Origin of the sequence: Nonomuraea guangzhouensis, assembly GCF_019396345.1 — a bacterium.
GTDB classification, from domain to species: domain Bacteria; phylum Actinomycetota; class Actinomycetes; order Streptosporangiales; family Streptosporangiaceae; genus Nonomuraea; species Nonomuraea guangzhouensis.
Genome location: NZ_JAHKRM010000019.1, coordinates 241879 through 255192, shown reverse-complemented (window position 1 = coordinate 255192; position 13314 = coordinate 241879). Strand labels below are relative to the sequence as shown.

General features: G+C 69.8%; 14 protein-coding genes. 5 read left to right on the top strand and 9 right to left on the bottom strand.

Going from position 1 to position 13314, the window contains the following annotated elements:
- Nucleotides 1-35 precede the first annotated feature (35 nt).
- Complete coding sequence (locus KME78_RS35915; protein ID WP_308127262.1) at nt 36-1394, top strand: acetyl-CoA carboxylase biotin carboxylase subunit; 1359 nt, start codon at nt 36-38, stop codon at nt 1392-1394.
- Nucleotides 1395-1436: 42 nt separating this feature from the next.
- On the top strand, nt 1437-1649 hold the full coding sequence (locus tag KME78_RS64960; RefSeq protein WP_214640164.1) for a biotin/lipoyl-binding carrier protein: 213 nt from the start codon (nt 1437-1439) through the stop codon (nt 1647-1649).
- A gap of 8 nt (nt 1650-1657) precedes the next feature.
- On the opposite strand, the gene KME78_RS35910 is transcribed toward KME78_RS64960, so the two are convergent.
- Nucleotides 1658-2038 carry a thioesterase family protein gene (locus tag KME78_RS35910; protein ID WP_246652630.1) on the bottom strand — a complete coding sequence of 127 codons (381 nt, stop codon included), beginning with the start codon at nt 2036-2038 and terminating at the stop codon, nt 1658-1660.
- A 253-nt stretch (nt 2039-2291) separates the two neighbouring features.
- Between KME78_RS35910 and KME78_RS35905 the strand changes: the two genes are divergently transcribed.
- Complete coding sequence (locus KME78_RS35905; RefSeq protein ID WP_219533880.1) at nt 2292-3980, top strand: serine/threonine-protein kinase; 1689 nt, start codon at nt 2292-2294, stop codon at nt 3978-3980.
- Here the strand turns inward: KME78_RS35905 and KME78_RS35900 are convergent, their stop codons facing one another.
- From KME78_RS35900 to KME78_RS35880, 5 genes are all read right to left on the bottom strand, one after another.
- Nucleotides 3981-5627, bottom strand: coding sequence for an acetolactate synthase (locus tag KME78_RS35900; protein ID WP_219533879.1), 1647 nt, complete (start codon nt 5625-5627; stop codon nt 3981-3983).
- Nucleotides 5628-5690: 63 nt separating this feature from the next.
- The gene (locus KME78_RS35895; protein ID WP_219533878.1) at nt 5691-6464 is read right to left on the bottom strand and encodes a DUF4097 family beta strand repeat-containing protein; all 774 of its coding nucleotides are present in this window, start codon (nt 6462-6464) and stop codon (nt 5691-5693) included.
- A complete protein-coding gene (locus KME78_RS35890; protein ID WP_219533877.1) occupies nt 6461-7114 on the bottom strand; it encodes a response regulator transcription factor in 654 nt (217 codons plus the stop codon). Before KME78_RS35890 ends, KME78_RS35895 begins: the two co-directional genes overlap by 4 nt.
- Complete coding sequence (locus tag KME78_RS35885) at nt 7105-8265, bottom strand: sensor histidine kinase (protein WP_219533876.1); 1161 nt, start codon at nt 8263-8265, stop codon at nt 7105-7107. Before KME78_RS35885 ends, KME78_RS35890 begins: the two co-directional genes overlap by 10 nt.
- A gap of 81 nt (nt 8266-8346) precedes the next feature.
- The gene (locus KME78_RS35880; RefSeq protein ID WP_219533875.1) at nt 8347-9315 is read right to left on the bottom strand and encodes a hypothetical protein; all 969 of its coding nucleotides are present in this window, start codon (nt 9313-9315) and stop codon (nt 8347-8349) included.
- A 99-nt stretch (nt 9316-9414) separates the two neighbouring features.
- Between KME78_RS35880 and KME78_RS35875 the strand changes: the two genes are divergently transcribed.
- On the top strand, nt 9415-9996 hold the full coding sequence (locus KME78_RS35875) for a hypothetical protein (RefSeq protein WP_219533874.1): 582 nt from the start codon (nt 9415-9417) through the stop codon (nt 9994-9996).
- On the opposite strand, the gene KME78_RS35870 is transcribed toward KME78_RS35875, so the two are convergent.
- The gene (locus KME78_RS35870; RefSeq protein ID WP_219533873.1) at nt 9993-10712 is read right to left on the bottom strand and encodes a GntR family transcriptional regulator; all 720 of its coding nucleotides are present in this window, start codon (nt 10710-10712) and stop codon (nt 9993-9995) included. The two genes, KME78_RS35875 and KME78_RS35870, sit on opposite strands and share 4 nt — an antisense overlap.
- Entirely contained in the window at nt 10709-10960 is a 252-nt protein-coding gene (locus KME78_RS35865; RefSeq protein WP_219533872.1) for a hypothetical protein, read from the bottom strand. The genes KME78_RS35870 and KME78_RS35865 overlap by 4 nt, the downstream gene beginning before the upstream one ends.
- Before the next feature lie 201 nt (nt 10961-11161).
- Here KME78_RS35865 and KME78_RS35860 point away from each other — a divergent pair, with 201 nt between their 5' ends.
- Nucleotides 11162-12634 carry a PAS domain-containing sensor histidine kinase gene (locus KME78_RS35860; RefSeq protein WP_219533871.1) on the top strand — a complete coding sequence of 491 codons (1473 nt, stop codon included), beginning with the start codon at nt 11162-11164 and terminating at the stop codon, nt 12632-12634.
- Nucleotides 12635-12791: 157 nt separating this feature from the next.
- Here KME78_RS35860 and KME78_RS35855 read toward each other — a convergent pair whose 3' ends face one another.
- Nucleotides 12792-13046: a WhiB family transcriptional regulator gene (locus tag KME78_RS35855; RefSeq protein WP_214640152.1), complete on the bottom strand. Its 255-nt coding sequence runs from the start codon at nt 13044-13046 to the stop codon at nt 12792-12794.
- Between the last annotated feature and the right edge of the window lie 268 nt (nt 13047-13314).

Sequence of the window (13314 nt, the reverse complement as noted above, 5' to 3'; positions counted from 1 at the left end):
AAAGGTGCGGAGCCTCGCGGTCATAGGGTGGGCGGGTGCTTATCGACACACTGGGTCCTGTTCTGGTCGCCAATCGAGGGGAGATCGCCCGGCGGATCATCCGGACGGTCAAGCGGCTGGGCCTGCGGGCCATCGCCGTCCACTCCGAGGCCGACGCGGATCTCCCGTTCGTGCGCGAGGCCGACGAGGCCGTGTTGATCGGGCCGGCCAACCCCCAGCTGAGCTACCTGGATGCCGGGAAGGTGCTGGAGGCGGCTCGCGCCACCGGCGCGCGGGCGATTCATCCGGGCTATGGGTTTCTCGCGGAGAATGCGGCGTTCGCCCGAGCGGTGATCGACGCCGGGATGGTGTGGATCGGCCCGGCTCCCGAGGCCATCGATCAGATGGGCGACAAGATCAATGCCCGGAATCTGATGGAGGACGCGGGTGTGCCCGTGGCGACCGGCACCCGGGAGCCCGTCACCGATCTGGAGCTGGCGCTGCGGGCGGCGGCCCGGATCGGCTATCCGGTCATGGTCAAGACCGCCGGCGGCGGCGGTGGCATCGGGATGAGCGTCGCCCACGACGACGAGGGGCTGGCGAAGGCGTTCGAGCAGGCAGCCAGGGCGGCGGCGAGGTTCGCCGCGGGTGACGTCCTCGACGGGCCCGCCATCCTGCTGGAGCGCTACATCGAGCGGGCCCGCCACGTCGAGGTGCAGATCCTCGGCCGGCCCGACGGCACCGTCGTGGCCCTGGGCGAGCGCGACTGCTCCGTGCAGCGCCGCCACCAGAAGGTCGTCGAGGAGTCGCCGTCACCCGGCATCACGCCCGAGCTGCGCGAGCGCATGCTGGCCGCGGCCGTGCGGGCCGGCGAGGCCGTCGGCTACCTGGGCGCGGGCACCGTGGAGTGCCTGGTCGACGCCGACAGGCAGGACTTCGTGTTCCTGGAGATGAACACCAGGCTCCAGGTGGAGCACCCGGTCACCGAGCTGGTCACCGGGCTGGACCTGGTCGAGCTGCAGCTGCGGGTGGCGGCGGGCGAGAGTCCCGAGGTGAAGCCGGAGAGCAGGGGCCACGCCATCGAGTTCCGCGTCTACGCCGAGGATCCGAAGAGGTTCTTCCCGGGGCCCGGCAAGATCTCCACATGGCGGGAGCCGGTCGGCGAGGGCGTCCGGGTGGACTCCGGCTATGAGGAGGGCAACACGGTCACGCCGTTCTACGATCCCCTCATGGCCAAGCTCTGCGTCTTCGGCGCGAGCCGGGTCGAGGCGCTGCGGGCCGGTCGCGAGGCCGTCGCGGGCTTCGTCGTCGAAGGACCCAAGAACAACCTGCCGTTCTGTGCCGAGCTGCTGGACGACGCGGAGTTCGTCAGCGGCGACTATGACACGGGCTTGGTCGGGCGGATGCGCGCCTAGGCGCACATGGCATTGTTAGCTCATTGGAAGAGGGGAGTCCCGGTGGCCGAGGTACGCGCGGAGATGGTGGCGAACGTCTGGAAGGTCGTCGCCTCGGAGGGTCAGACGGTCGCCGAGGGCGACACGCTGGTCATCCTGGAGTCGATGAAGATGGAGATCCCGGTCCTGGCCGAGGACGACGGCGTGCTCGTGCAGCTCAAGGTCAGCGAGGGTGACGTGATCCAGGAAGGCGACCTGATCGCCGTCATCGAGTAGCCGCCGGCTCAGCGGGTGGCGCGGTCGAGGAACTTGGCGCGATCGACCACCACTCGCTCGATCGTGCCCCGGCCGACCACGGTCCGCTTGTCGCGGGCCTCGAAGCCGAAGACCAGCCGCCTGCCGTCGACCTCGGTGAGCTCGGTGGTGATCTGCACGTGGGTGCCCACCGGGCTGGCGGCCAGGTGCGCCAGCTCGACGCGGGTGCCGACGGTCGTCTCGCCGGGAGCGAGATGCTCACGCACCGCATTGACCGTCGCCATCTCGGCGATCGCGAGGAGCCGTGGAGTGGCGAGCACCGGGACGTCACCGCTGCCGATCTTCTGCGCCGTGTCCGACACCTCGACCATGATGAGCAGCTGGGCGCGGAGCCCCGGAGCGAGCGTCATGCCGCCAGCCTACTGCGATCATCACAATGGGCCCCTGTCAAGGGCCCTGATCTCCCGGAAACGCGGACAAGTGAGGTCAGAAGGCCGCAGGATAGAGTTTGTAGGGCTTACAGCATTCAAGTGGCACGTGGGACTCGTGAGTCATACACTCTCGAAGTTCCGTGACCTCTGTGTTACCTCACCGCGACATAACTTCGCTTTGTTGAACCTGGGGTGGGAGAGGTTATAGAGGTAGGGGGGTAACGGGGGAGTCATGGTAGCCCAAGGGACGACGCTGGCGGGGCGGTATCGCCTGGACACCCGCATTGGCGCCGGGGGCATGGGCGAAGTGTGGCGGGGCGAGGACATCGTGCTGGCGCGCACTGTCGCCGTCAAGGTGCTGCTGCCCGGCCGCATGGACGATCCCGGTTTCGTCGCGCGCTTCCAGGCCGAGGCCAGGGCGATGGCGACGATCAACCATTCGGGTGTCGTCGATGTCTACGACTACGGCGTGAGCGGCGACACCGTCTATCTGGTGATGAAGTTCGTCGACGGGGAGCCGCTCGACAGGCTGCTGATGCGGCTGGGCCGGATCCCGCCGCAGCCGGCGATGGAGCTGATCGCGCAGGCGGCCTCGGCGCTGCAGGCGGTGCACGAACAGGGGATCGTGCACCGTGATGTGAAGCCGGGCAACCTGCTGGTCCAGCGTGACGGCACGCTCGTGCTGACCGACTTCGGCATCGCCCGCTCCGACGTGGCCAACCGGCTCACCGACGCGGGCATGGTGCTGGGCACCGCTGCCTACTGCGCGCCGGAGCAGGCCGAGGGCGCGCCGGTGACGCCCGCGGTCGACATCTACGCGCTGGGCGTGGTGGCGTACGAGTGCCTGGTGGGGCAGCGGCCGTTCGACGGCGAGAGCGCGGTCACGATCGCGCTCAAGCACATCCGTGAGGCGCCTCCGCCGCTGCCCACCGACATCCCCCGGTCCGTGCGCGCGCTCGTCGAGCGGGCACTGTCGAAGGATCCGCTCGCCCGCTACCCGACGGCCAGGGCGATGAGCGAGACGGCACGCAAGATCGCGGCCGGCGAGACGCCCGCTCCCGAGCCGGCGCCGCTGGCGACGGGTGCCACCATGGCCGCGCCGATGGAGGCGTACCAGACAGGATCTCGTCAGTCCGGGCCACACCAGGACGGGTCCTACCAGTCCGGTTCGCACCAGACGGGGTCGTACCAGGCCGGTCCGCAAACAGGGTCTCGTCAGGCGGGGCCGCACCAGACGGGGTCCTACCAGGCTGCGCGGCAGGAGGCGCAGACGGTGGCCGGGCCGCGGCAGGGCGGCCGTCGCAGCGCCACGAAGGCGCCCCGCAGGGGCGGGCTGATCGCCGGGATCGCGGCCGCGGTCGTTCTCGGGGCGGGCGCCGGTGCCGTCGCGCTGACGGGCATCAACGCCGAGCCCGAGCCTGCGCCGACCGCCACTACGACGGACATAGCGAACTCCGTTCCCACCACCGACAAGAGCACCCCGACGACGCCGCGCGCCAGGCGCACCACGCCCAAGGCCAAGCCGACAACGCAGGCGCCGCTCCCCACCAAGACGACCGCGGAGCCGACGGAGGAAGAGACGACGCCGACTCCGGACCCGACGGAGAAGAAGTCGCCGACCAAGACTCCCAGCAGCACGCCGACGCCGACCACGGAGGTCGTGAAGAAGCAGGTCCCCAGAGTGGTCGACCTGCCGTACGCGGTGGCCACCCAGCGGATCCGGGCAGCGGGTTTCAAGACCATCGGGATGGACGACCAGACCACCACCGAGCAGGGCACCGCCTGCGGGAGGATCGGCCAGACCTTCCCGAACGGCGGCACGTGGCTGGATGTGACCAAACCGGTCAAGATCGTCGTCATCGACGGGGGTCCCTGCCCGTCGGGCACCCCGACGCCGACGCCGTCGGCCGGCGTCAGGTAGTCAGATCCCCGTCGTGGTCCTGGGGTAGGCGACCTGGGGGTCGGTGGCGATGTTCACCATGTACGGCACGCCGGAGTCGAACGCGCGACGCAGCGCGGGCCCGATCTCCGACGGCCGGGTGACCAGCTCGCCGCCGCCGCCCAGCGCCGTCACCACCTGGTCGTAACGGCACTGCGGCTGCAGCTCGGCGGCCACGTCGTAGCCGTAGAGCAGCTGCATGGGGTGCTTCTCCAGGCCCCAGATGCCGTTGTTGCCGCAGATCATGGCCACCGGCAGGCCGTGCCGGACCAGCGAGTCGACGTCCATGAGCGAGAACCCGGCCGCGCCGTCGCCCAGCAGCAGCACCACCTGCGAGGACGGCCTGGCCAGGCGGGCGGCGATGGAGTAGCCGAGGCCGGTGCCGAGGCAGCCGTAGGGGCCCGGGTCCAGCCAGTTGCCGGGCTGCTTGGGCTCGACGTACTTGCCCGCGTAGGAGACGAAGTCGCCGCCGTCGCCGATCACCACGGCGTCGTCGGCGAGCACCTTGCCGAGCTCGCCGTAGACGCGCATGGGGTGGATCGGGTCGGAGTCGGCCGCGAGCAGGTCGGCGTCGCCGGCGATCGCCGCGGCGGCGGCCTCCGACAGCTTCGACACCCAGCCGGAGTAGGTCGTGGGCTTCAGGCCGGCGTCGCCGCAGGCCGTACCGAGGCTCCAGAAGACCACGGAGAGGTCGCCGGCGGCGGACGCGGCCGGTTGCGTGTGGGTGGCCAGCTGGGACGGCGCGTCGGCGATGTGCACGACCTTGGCCGGCGGCCGGCCCTCCTTACCGCCGAACCAGCCGTAGCCGAGCCGGAAGTCGAGCGGGGTGCCGATCACGACGACCAGGTCGGCCTCGGCGAAGGCGAGGCCGCGGGCGCGGGTGACGAGCAGTTCGTGGCCGGCGGGCAGGATGCCGCGGCCCTGGCCGTTGGGGATGACCGGCAGCCGCCAGTTCTCGGCGAAGTCGCGCGCGGCCTCCTCGGCCCGGTCCATCCACACGTCGGACCCGTAGACCAGCACCGGGCGTTCGGCCTCGGTGAGCAGCCTGGCGATGGTGGCCAGGGACTCGGGGTCGGGTTCGAGGGGGGACGGACTCTGCGTCTCGACCGGGTGCACGGGCGACGGCGCGAACAGGTCGTCCATGTAGAAGTCGAGGAAGACCGGCCCGCGGTGCGGCGCGACGGCCGTGCGGAAGGCCGCCTCGACATCCTGGCCGATCGAGTCGGCTCCGCTCGCGGTGAACGACAGCTTGGTGATCGGCCCGAGCAGGGGCGGGTGGTCCATCTCCTGCAGGGCGCCGCTGCCCCAGCGCGAGCGGGGCGCCCGCCCGCCCATGACCACCACTGGAGAGCCGTTGAAGTGCGCGGTCGCGACGCCGCTGATCCCGTTGGTGATGCCGGGCCCCGCGGTCAGGGCGGCCAGCCCGGGTGTCCTGGTCAGCCGGGCAGTGGCCTCCGCGGCGAACACGGCGCTCTGCTCGTGGCGTACGTCGAGGATCCGCATGCCCTCGTGCACGGCGCCGTCGTAGAGCGGGAAGACGTGCCCTCCCGACAGAGTGAACATGGTCTCGACACCGTAGGCCTTGGACACGGCGACGGCGGCGTCACCGGCGTGCTTCGCAGACTCCATGCCCGGGAACCTACCAACGAGTCACCCGAGTAAACAGATGTAAACGCTCGGGTCCCCGGAGAGTCACTCGCAGCAGGGCATCACGAGAGCGTTCTGCGCCTGTATGGTGATCTTTCTTGGCGAGGTGGGTTCCTTCTTGACGTTGATGTCGGCCCGCTTGGCGTTGGCCGTCACGTCGTAGCCCAGGTCGGGGACCATCAAGACGACGTCCCCTCTGGTCCTGACGACCGCGCGGACCTTTGTCGGAGCGGCGTCGAAGGACAGATCTACGTGACCCGCGCCGGTCTCCATGTCGGCCTCGCCGCCGGTCAGCCCGATCCCCCTGACATCGCCGGAACCACTCCTGGCCCAGACCTTGCCCGAGGTCCGGTAAACCCGCAGCGCACCCGACTCGGAGGTCATCCGGACGTCGCCGAAGATGTCGCTGACATCGAGGTCGCCATTGGCCGACTCCGCCTCGATATCGGTCTCCTCCGGCACGAACAGCGTGTAGTCGGCCTGACAGATCGGCGCGTCCGGCTGGTCCATGCCAGGGCAGGACACCTCGATCCGCAGCCTCCGCTGCTCGTCCCAGTCCTCCTTGACGCCCGGCTTCTGCTTCGACCAGTGCAGCGACCGTTCGAGAAACAGCTCGCCGGCCTCGCCGGGCTGGATGCTGACATTCACGTTTCCGCGCGCCACGATCACCTTCAACTGCGACAGCTTGAACGGGATGCTCCTGCTGGTGGTCTCTATCGGTGGACGGGCGCGGGCGAACGCGTCCCAGAGCACGCCGCTGGTGATCAGCAGTGCGACCACGGTCGCCATGGCGCCCGCGCTCAGCCAGATGGCCCTCATGGCAGACTCCTGATCTTGAGGAATTGCAGGACGGCGAGGACCCGCCGGTGGTCGCCCTCGGCAGGGGACAGGTCGAGCTTGCTGAAGATGTTGCCGATGTGCTTGCCGACCGCTCCCTCGCTGAGCACGAGCTCCTGGCCGATGCCCGCGTTGGAGCGACCTTCCGCCATCAGCTTGAGCACCTCGCCCTCTCTCGGCGTCAGCCGGTCCAGCGGGTCGCTGTGGCCGCGCAGCAGCAACTGGGAGACGACCTCCGGGTCCAGCGCGGTGCCGCCGGTCGCCACTCTGCGCAGCGCGTCGATGAAGTCGGTCACGTCGGCGACCCGGTCCTTGAGCAGGTAACCGACGCCACCGCTCGCCGAGGCGAGCAGCCGGGCCGCGTAGCGCTCCTCCACGTACTGCGAGAGGACCAGCACGGACATGCCGGGGTGCTCGCGGCGCAGCACGAGGGCCGCCCGCAGGCCCTCATCCGTGTGGGTGGGCGGCATACGCACGTCCGTGACCACTAGGTCGGGCAGGTGCTCCTCGGCGGCGCGCAGCAGGCTCTCAGCGTCGTCCACGGCCGCCACCACCCGCATGCCGGCCGCGTCGAGCAGCCGGACCAGCCCCTCGCGCAGGAGCACGGAGTCTTCCGCCAGCACTACTCGCACGGCAGGTCCACCTCGATCGTGGTCGGCCCGCCGAGCGGGCTGGACAGGCGGAGCGTTCCGTCGACCGAGTCGATCCGCTGGACCAGGCCGCGCAGCCCGGTGCCGCCGTCGAGCGTGGCGCCGCCGCAGCCGTCGTCGAAGATGTGCAGGGACAGCCGGTCGCGCTCGCGCACCACGCTCACCTGGGCTCTGGTGGCCGCCGCGTGCTTGGCGATGTTGGTGAGTGCCTCGGACACGATGAAGAACGCCACCGCCTCGATGGTAGGAGAAGTGCGCAGGCCGATGTCGACGCGGAGCCGCACCGGGATGGGGGCGCGCGCGGCGATGCCGGACAGCGCCGCGTCGAGCCCTTGGTCGTTGAGCACGGCCGGGTGCAGGCCCCGGACGAAGTCGCGCAGCTCTTTGAGCGCCTGTTTGGACTCCTCGTGCGCCTGCTCGATCGCCTCGCGGGCGGGCTCGGGCAGGTCGGTCAGCGTGGCGCGGGCCAGCCCGAGGTTCATGGCCAGGGAGACCAGCCGCTGCTGGGCGCCGTCATGCAGGTCGCGCTCGATGCGCCGTCGTTCGGCGTCGGCCGCGTCGATCACCCCGGCGCGGCTCTCGGTCAGCGTCTCGATCCGCTGTCCCAGCTCGTGGCGGCTGGGGCCGAGCAGCGTGCGCGCCACCGCCAGGTCGAGGTGCGCCATCGCCCGGGCCAAGATCGGGGCCACCAGCAGCAGGGCGCACCCGACAACCATGTAGGCGGAGACCACGTACGGATTCCGCAGGTTGAACCGGAACACCAGCGGCGGTTCCTGCAGCATCGGCTGCAGGAACGCCGTCAGCCCCACCACGGCCGCCCCCCACGCGAACGCGACCAGGACGGCCCCGGCCAGCCCCACCAGCGGCGAGAGCACGTGGTAGCCGATCTGCCGCCAGGTGATGTGGCTGCGGTAGCTGATCGGTGAGCGCACCGGCGGGATGCGCACCCCGAGGAACGCCTCGAACCGGGAGCGCTGCACCCGGGTGAAGTGCGGCAGGCCGCGGCGCATCAGGGGCGGCGCCACGGCGCACGTGACGGTCAACCCGGCGAGGACCATGCCGACGGGCAGCCCGATTACGACGTGCGCCGTGTCGAGCCAGGCGCGTGCCGACCACGGGCGGGGGACTTTCATGCGACCAACCGTATTGACCTACGGGGATGCGCGACATGGGCTTGGTGTGCGCCTGTGGGGTGGGGCTAGCCCCACCCCACTTCATAGCGGCGGGACGGACCAGCCCTTCTCGCCGAACAGCGGGGCGTGCTCGGCGTTGATGAACAGCCGGTCCTCGGGGTTGGGGATGCGGAAGTAGCTCTGCGGATGCAGCAACTCCCTGGCGTTGTCCGACAGGTCGAGCACGTAGCGGTCAGGCGCCCGGCGCTGGGCCAGGAAGCGCAGCTCGAACGGCAGGACGGCGAGCGGGTTCGCGTGGTCCCAGAGGCCCAGCCCCGCCTCGCGGGCCCGCCGTACGGCCTGCCTGGCCCGGCCCAGCGCGCCTGCCTCGGCGACCGTCCTGGCACTGCCCGGGGACGGCACGGCGTCGGCCAACCGGCCTTCCTGGCGTACGAAGGGGTCGACGTTGGGCCAGATGAAGTACGGGATCACGTGCCCGGCCGCGAGCAGCCGCTCGTTGTAGGGGTCGGGGCGGGGCTTCTCGCGCTGGTCGCGGTTGACGTAGCAGAGGAGCCTGCCGTACCTGTCGAGGATCTCGTGCGCGAAGGCCAGCCTGATCTTGAACGTCTCGTCGGTGAGTGCCTGCTCGGTGATGTCGAGCTGGATCATGGTCTTGAGCGCTTGGGTGGCCGGGGCCGCGTGGGCGGCGTGGTTGGGCGCGGCCGCCGGGCCCAGCCTGGCCAGCAGGTTGTTGTGCAGGGCCGTGCGGAGCGTGAGCTCCTGGTAGCCCTTCTCGAACGGGTCGGTGAGGAAGGTCGTCCAGGCGGGCTTGTCGATGGAGACGAAGCCCTTGGGGAAGTCGGGGAAGTTCGGGTTACGCGGTAACTCGAAGCTGACCTCGGGAGCGTCGACACCGAGCAGGCGCACGCCGAAGTTGCCGTCGGCCGCGATGTTGATCGTGTCGCCGTCATGCACGATCTTGTCCACCGGCTGGGCCGTGCCCTTGGAGCGGGCGAGGAGAGCGTGGCCGACCGTGATGCCGGGAACGGGTTGTTCGATCGCCTTTGCCATGCCGTCATCATCACCCCGTTATGGCGACAAGTCCCGGAATAGCTGAACGATTCGCTATTGATGGACGTCTCATGGGATGAGGAATGACATGGAGGCCAGATGTTGCATATGGGAATAGCCGTGGCCGCCGCCGCGGTGATGTCGATGGGAGCGGGCCCCCTGCCCGACGGGACGCTCTTCCTGGAGACTCACCCACCGGCCAAGAAATGGGAGACCTACAAGATCACCGAGTCGAAGGCACTCCCGCTCCGGCTGAACCCGTGCGAGCGTCGTACGGCCTCGACCGCCGACCGCCGGGCGACCCGGGCCGTCCACTACCAATCGGAAGACACGGTCAAGTACGAGCAGCTCGTCGTCTACAAGAGCGTCTCCGCCGCCCGCGAGGCCATGCGGGGGCTGCGCGCGGACCTGTCCCGCTGCGCGAACTACGGCAAGGGCCCCGACCGCCACCACTACTACACCAAGCCACTCAAGGTGGGCGACGACGCTCTGCGGGCCGGTAGCCGGTTCTTCGAGAACGGCGAACAGACGGTTGTCGTACGCAACGGCGCGACCGTCTATGTCGTTGGCGAATCGGGCTGGCCCACGAAGAGCCTGCCGCTCAAGCGCTTCAAGGGCCTCATCGATCAGGCGGAGCGGATGACGGCCAAAGTGTGTGACCTGCCCAAAACCGCCTGCTAGGGGCGGCGCAGGCGGGTGACGAACTTGTACCGGTCGCCGCGGTAGAGCGACTGCGCCCACTCGACCGGGTTCCCGTCGGCGTCGAAGGCGTGCCGGGTCAGGAGCAGCATCGGCAGGCCTACGTCCACGCCCAGGGCCTTGGCGTCGTACGGGGTGGCCAGGACGGTCTCGATGATCTCCTCGGCGTCGGTGAGCCGCACGTTGTAGGCGTTGTGCAGCGTCTCGTACAGCGACGCGTGCACCTCCAGCTCGCGCCGCAGCCGGGGGAAGCGGCGGGCCGACAGGTGGGTGGTGTCTATCGAGACCGGCTCTCCGTTGGCCAGGCGCAGGCGGTGGATGCGCAGGACGCGCCCGCCGGGGTTGATGGCTAGCCGCCGCGCGAGCGGCTCGTCGGCGGTGATGTAGCCGATCTCCAGGATCTTGGTGTCGGGCTCCAGGCCGGCCGTGCGCAGATCTCCGATGTACGACGTGAGCTGGAGCACCTGCGCCACCTTCGGCTGGGCGACGAACGTGCCCTTGCCCTGGATGCGCAGCAGCCGCCCCTCGACGACCAGCTCGGTCAGCGCCTGACGGACCGTGGTGCGCGAGGTCTCGAAGCGTACGGCCAGCGCCCGCTCAGGGGGCAGCGCCGTACCGGCGGACAGGCTCTTGGTGAGCTCGAGCAGGCTCCGTTTCACGTCGTAGTACTTCGGTACGCGAGGGCCGTCGTCCGTCACGCTCTCACCTTCACTTCTGCCACGGCGGTGAGGGCGTGTCTGATCACCGCGAGATCATCGGAACTCAGATTGGCCCGAGCGGTCAACCACCGGCACGACACGCGCACGGGCTCGCTCGTCGTCAGACCGGGCTCGCCCGCCGTGATACATGCCAGTTCGGGCAGCTCAGGTTGATTGTGAAGGATATACACAGGGGCACGCGTGGCCGCAACCGAGGCCGCGCCGACGACGAGCAACGTGTCGATCACCTCCGCAGTGCTCAGTACGGTCCCGCCCCCGCGGGACGGTGTGACGGTTATCACCATGTGAGATTCCCGAAAATAGCCGGTTGACCGCACGATGACACGCCCGTGTTCACCGGCCTTCGAGGTCCGGCGGGCAGGCCGGCGGGCGGCGCGGGCTGGGACGCCGGTTTGGTTGTTCCGCGGGAAAGCACGCATGATGCACTCGTGCCGACTCTCAGCGACCTCGTCGTCCGCCACACCGCTCTCGACGCGGCGGACCTCGACTGGCTGCACTCGCTGGTCTCCGACTGGCAGCTGCTGGCCGACCTGTCGTTCGCCGACCTCATCCTGTGGGCGCCGCTCCAGGGCGAGGGCGGCGGCTGGATCGCGATCGCGCAGATGCGCCCGACCACCGGACCCACCGTCTACCACGACGACATCGTCGGCACCGTCGCGGCCAAGGGCGAGCGCTACCTGATCGACACGGCGTGGAACGAGCGGCGCATCTGCCGCGAGGGCGACCCCGACTGGTCGACGGGCGTGCCCGTCCGCGAGGAGACCATCCCCGTACGCCGGGCGGTCCCGGTCGGCGAGGCCCGCTTCCTCGCGGTGATCCAGCGCTCCACGAACCTGTCCTCGGCACGCACCCCCTCGCGCCTGGAGCTCACCTACCTGCAGAGCGCCTCCGACCTGGCTCAGATGGTGGCGGAGGGACGCTTCCCGTTCTCCGGCGAGGAGCCGATCCTGGTCCGTTCCCCGCGGGTCGGTGACGGCCTGCTGCGGCTCGACCGGGCGGGCCGCGTCACGTACGCGTCGCCGAACGCCCTGTCGGCCTACCGGCGGCTTGGCCTGCACGCGGATCTGGTCGGAGCCGAGCTGGGCCGGGTGACCGCCACGCTCTGCTACTCCGACGAGCCGATCAACGAGGACCTGATGATCGTGGCCAGCGGGCGGGCGGCCAAGGAGACCGAGGTCGAGTCCGGCGGGACGATCGTGCAGCTCCGGGCGATCCCGCTGATCGTCGGCGGCGGCCGCATCGGGGCGCTGGTGCTCATCCGCGACGTCACCGAGCTGCGCCGCCGCGAACGCGAGCTGATGACCAAGGACGCGACGATCCGCGAGATCCACCACCGGGTCAAGAACAACCTGCAGACGGTGGCGGCCCTGCTCCGGCTCCAGGCGCGGCGCCTGCGCGTGCCCGAGGGGCGGGAGGCGCTGGAGGAGGCGGTTCGGCGGGTGGGCTCGATCGCGATCGTGCACGAGACGCTCTCTCACGCGCCGGAGGAGTTCGTCGACTTCGACGACATCGCCGACCGCGTGATCGCGATGGCGGGCGAGGTGTCGGCGGCGGAGGCGGCGGTCACCCCACGCCGGATAGGCAGTTTCGGCACTCTCCCGTCGCTCATCGCCACACCCCTGGCGATGGCCCTCACCGAGCTCCTGCAGAACGCCTTGCAACACGGCCGCCCCAAACACCTGCAAGTGGTCGTGGAACCAACTCCGGACAGGCTCCGCGTGACCGTCTGGGACGACGGCCAGGGCCTGCCCGACAGCTTCGACCTGGACAACTCCACGAGCCTGGGCCTGCAGATCGTCCGCACGCTCGTGGTGGGCGAACTCTCGGGCAAGCTCGCGATCGCCCCTCGTCTGGAGGGCGGCACAGAAGTGACGCTCTCCATCCCGCTACCGGCCGCCTGACGGCGTGCCCTTGTCGAGGGGCGCGCGTGTCGGCGGCCCGTCACGTGCGGGTTCCGCGGGCATGTCCCTGCGGACCCCCAGCCGCGTACGGCGTGTGAGGCCCGCCCATGCCCGCCGTACGAGATCGGGTCGTCAGGCGGTTTCGTCAGGCGTTTCGTCAGGCGGAGGCGCGAGCGCGGGCACGGGCGCTGCGGCGCTTCAGGGCCCTGCGCTCGTCCTCGCTCAGGCCACCCCAGACGCCGGCGTCCTGGCCGGACTCCAGAGCCCACTTCAGGCACAGGTCGACCGCCGAACACGAGCGGCACACCTGCTTGGCCTCGTCGATCTGCGAGAGTGCCGGGCCGGTGTTGCCGATCGGGAAGAACAGCTCGGGGTCGACGTCACGGCAGGCAGCTCTGTGGCGCCAGTCCATGCGTTCACTCCTTAGTAGATGGAACCTCAGGTTGGCTCCGTGCGGCTACTACTTTGTGAAGAGTTTCACTAACTCGCGCGAGCAATGACCCGGATCCTGTGGGGGACCGGGATTGCTCGCCGTACGCCGGAGCGGACCGGTAAGGCTTGTTAAAGGTCCTACGTTCCGACGTCAAAGTTGAGCCTGTCAGCCACGGAGAGTGCACGCAAGGGGGTTGGTGGGAAGTTTTGGCTGGGATGGATGTCGGATGCGTCACACAATGACCGAA

Coding starts and splice junctions, on each gene's coding strand:
- KME78_RS35910 (WP_246652630.1), bottom strand. CDS start 2,038: ATGACGCTCGCTCCGGGGCTCCGCGCCCAGCTGCTCATCATGGTCGAG.
- KME78_RS35905 (WP_219533880.1), top strand. CDS start 2,292: ATGGTAGCCCAAGGGACGACGCTGGCGGGGCGGTATCGCCTGGACACC.
- KME78_RS35900 (WP_219533879.1), bottom strand. CDS start 5,627: ATGGAGTCTGCGAAGCACGCCGGTGACGCCGCCGTCGCCGTGTCCAAG.
- KME78_RS35895 (WP_219533878.1), bottom strand. CDS start 6,464: ATGAGGGCCATCTGGCTGAGCGCGGGCGCCATGGCGACCGTGGTCGCA.
- KME78_RS35885 (WP_219533876.1), bottom strand. CDS start 8,265: ATGAAAGTCCCCCGCCCGTGGTCGGCACGCGCCTGGCTCGACACGGCG.
- KME78_RS35880 (WP_219533875.1), bottom strand. CDS start 9,315: ATGGCAAAGGCGATCGAACAACCCGTTCCCGGCATCACGGTCGGCCAC.
- KME78_RS35875 (WP_219533874.1), top strand. CDS start 9,415: ATGTTGCATATGGGAATAGCCGTGGCCGCCGCCGCGGTGATGTCGATG.
- KME78_RS35855 (WP_214640152.1), bottom strand. CDS start 13,046: ATGGACTGGCGCCACAGAGCTGCCTGCCGTGACGTCGACCCCGAGCTG.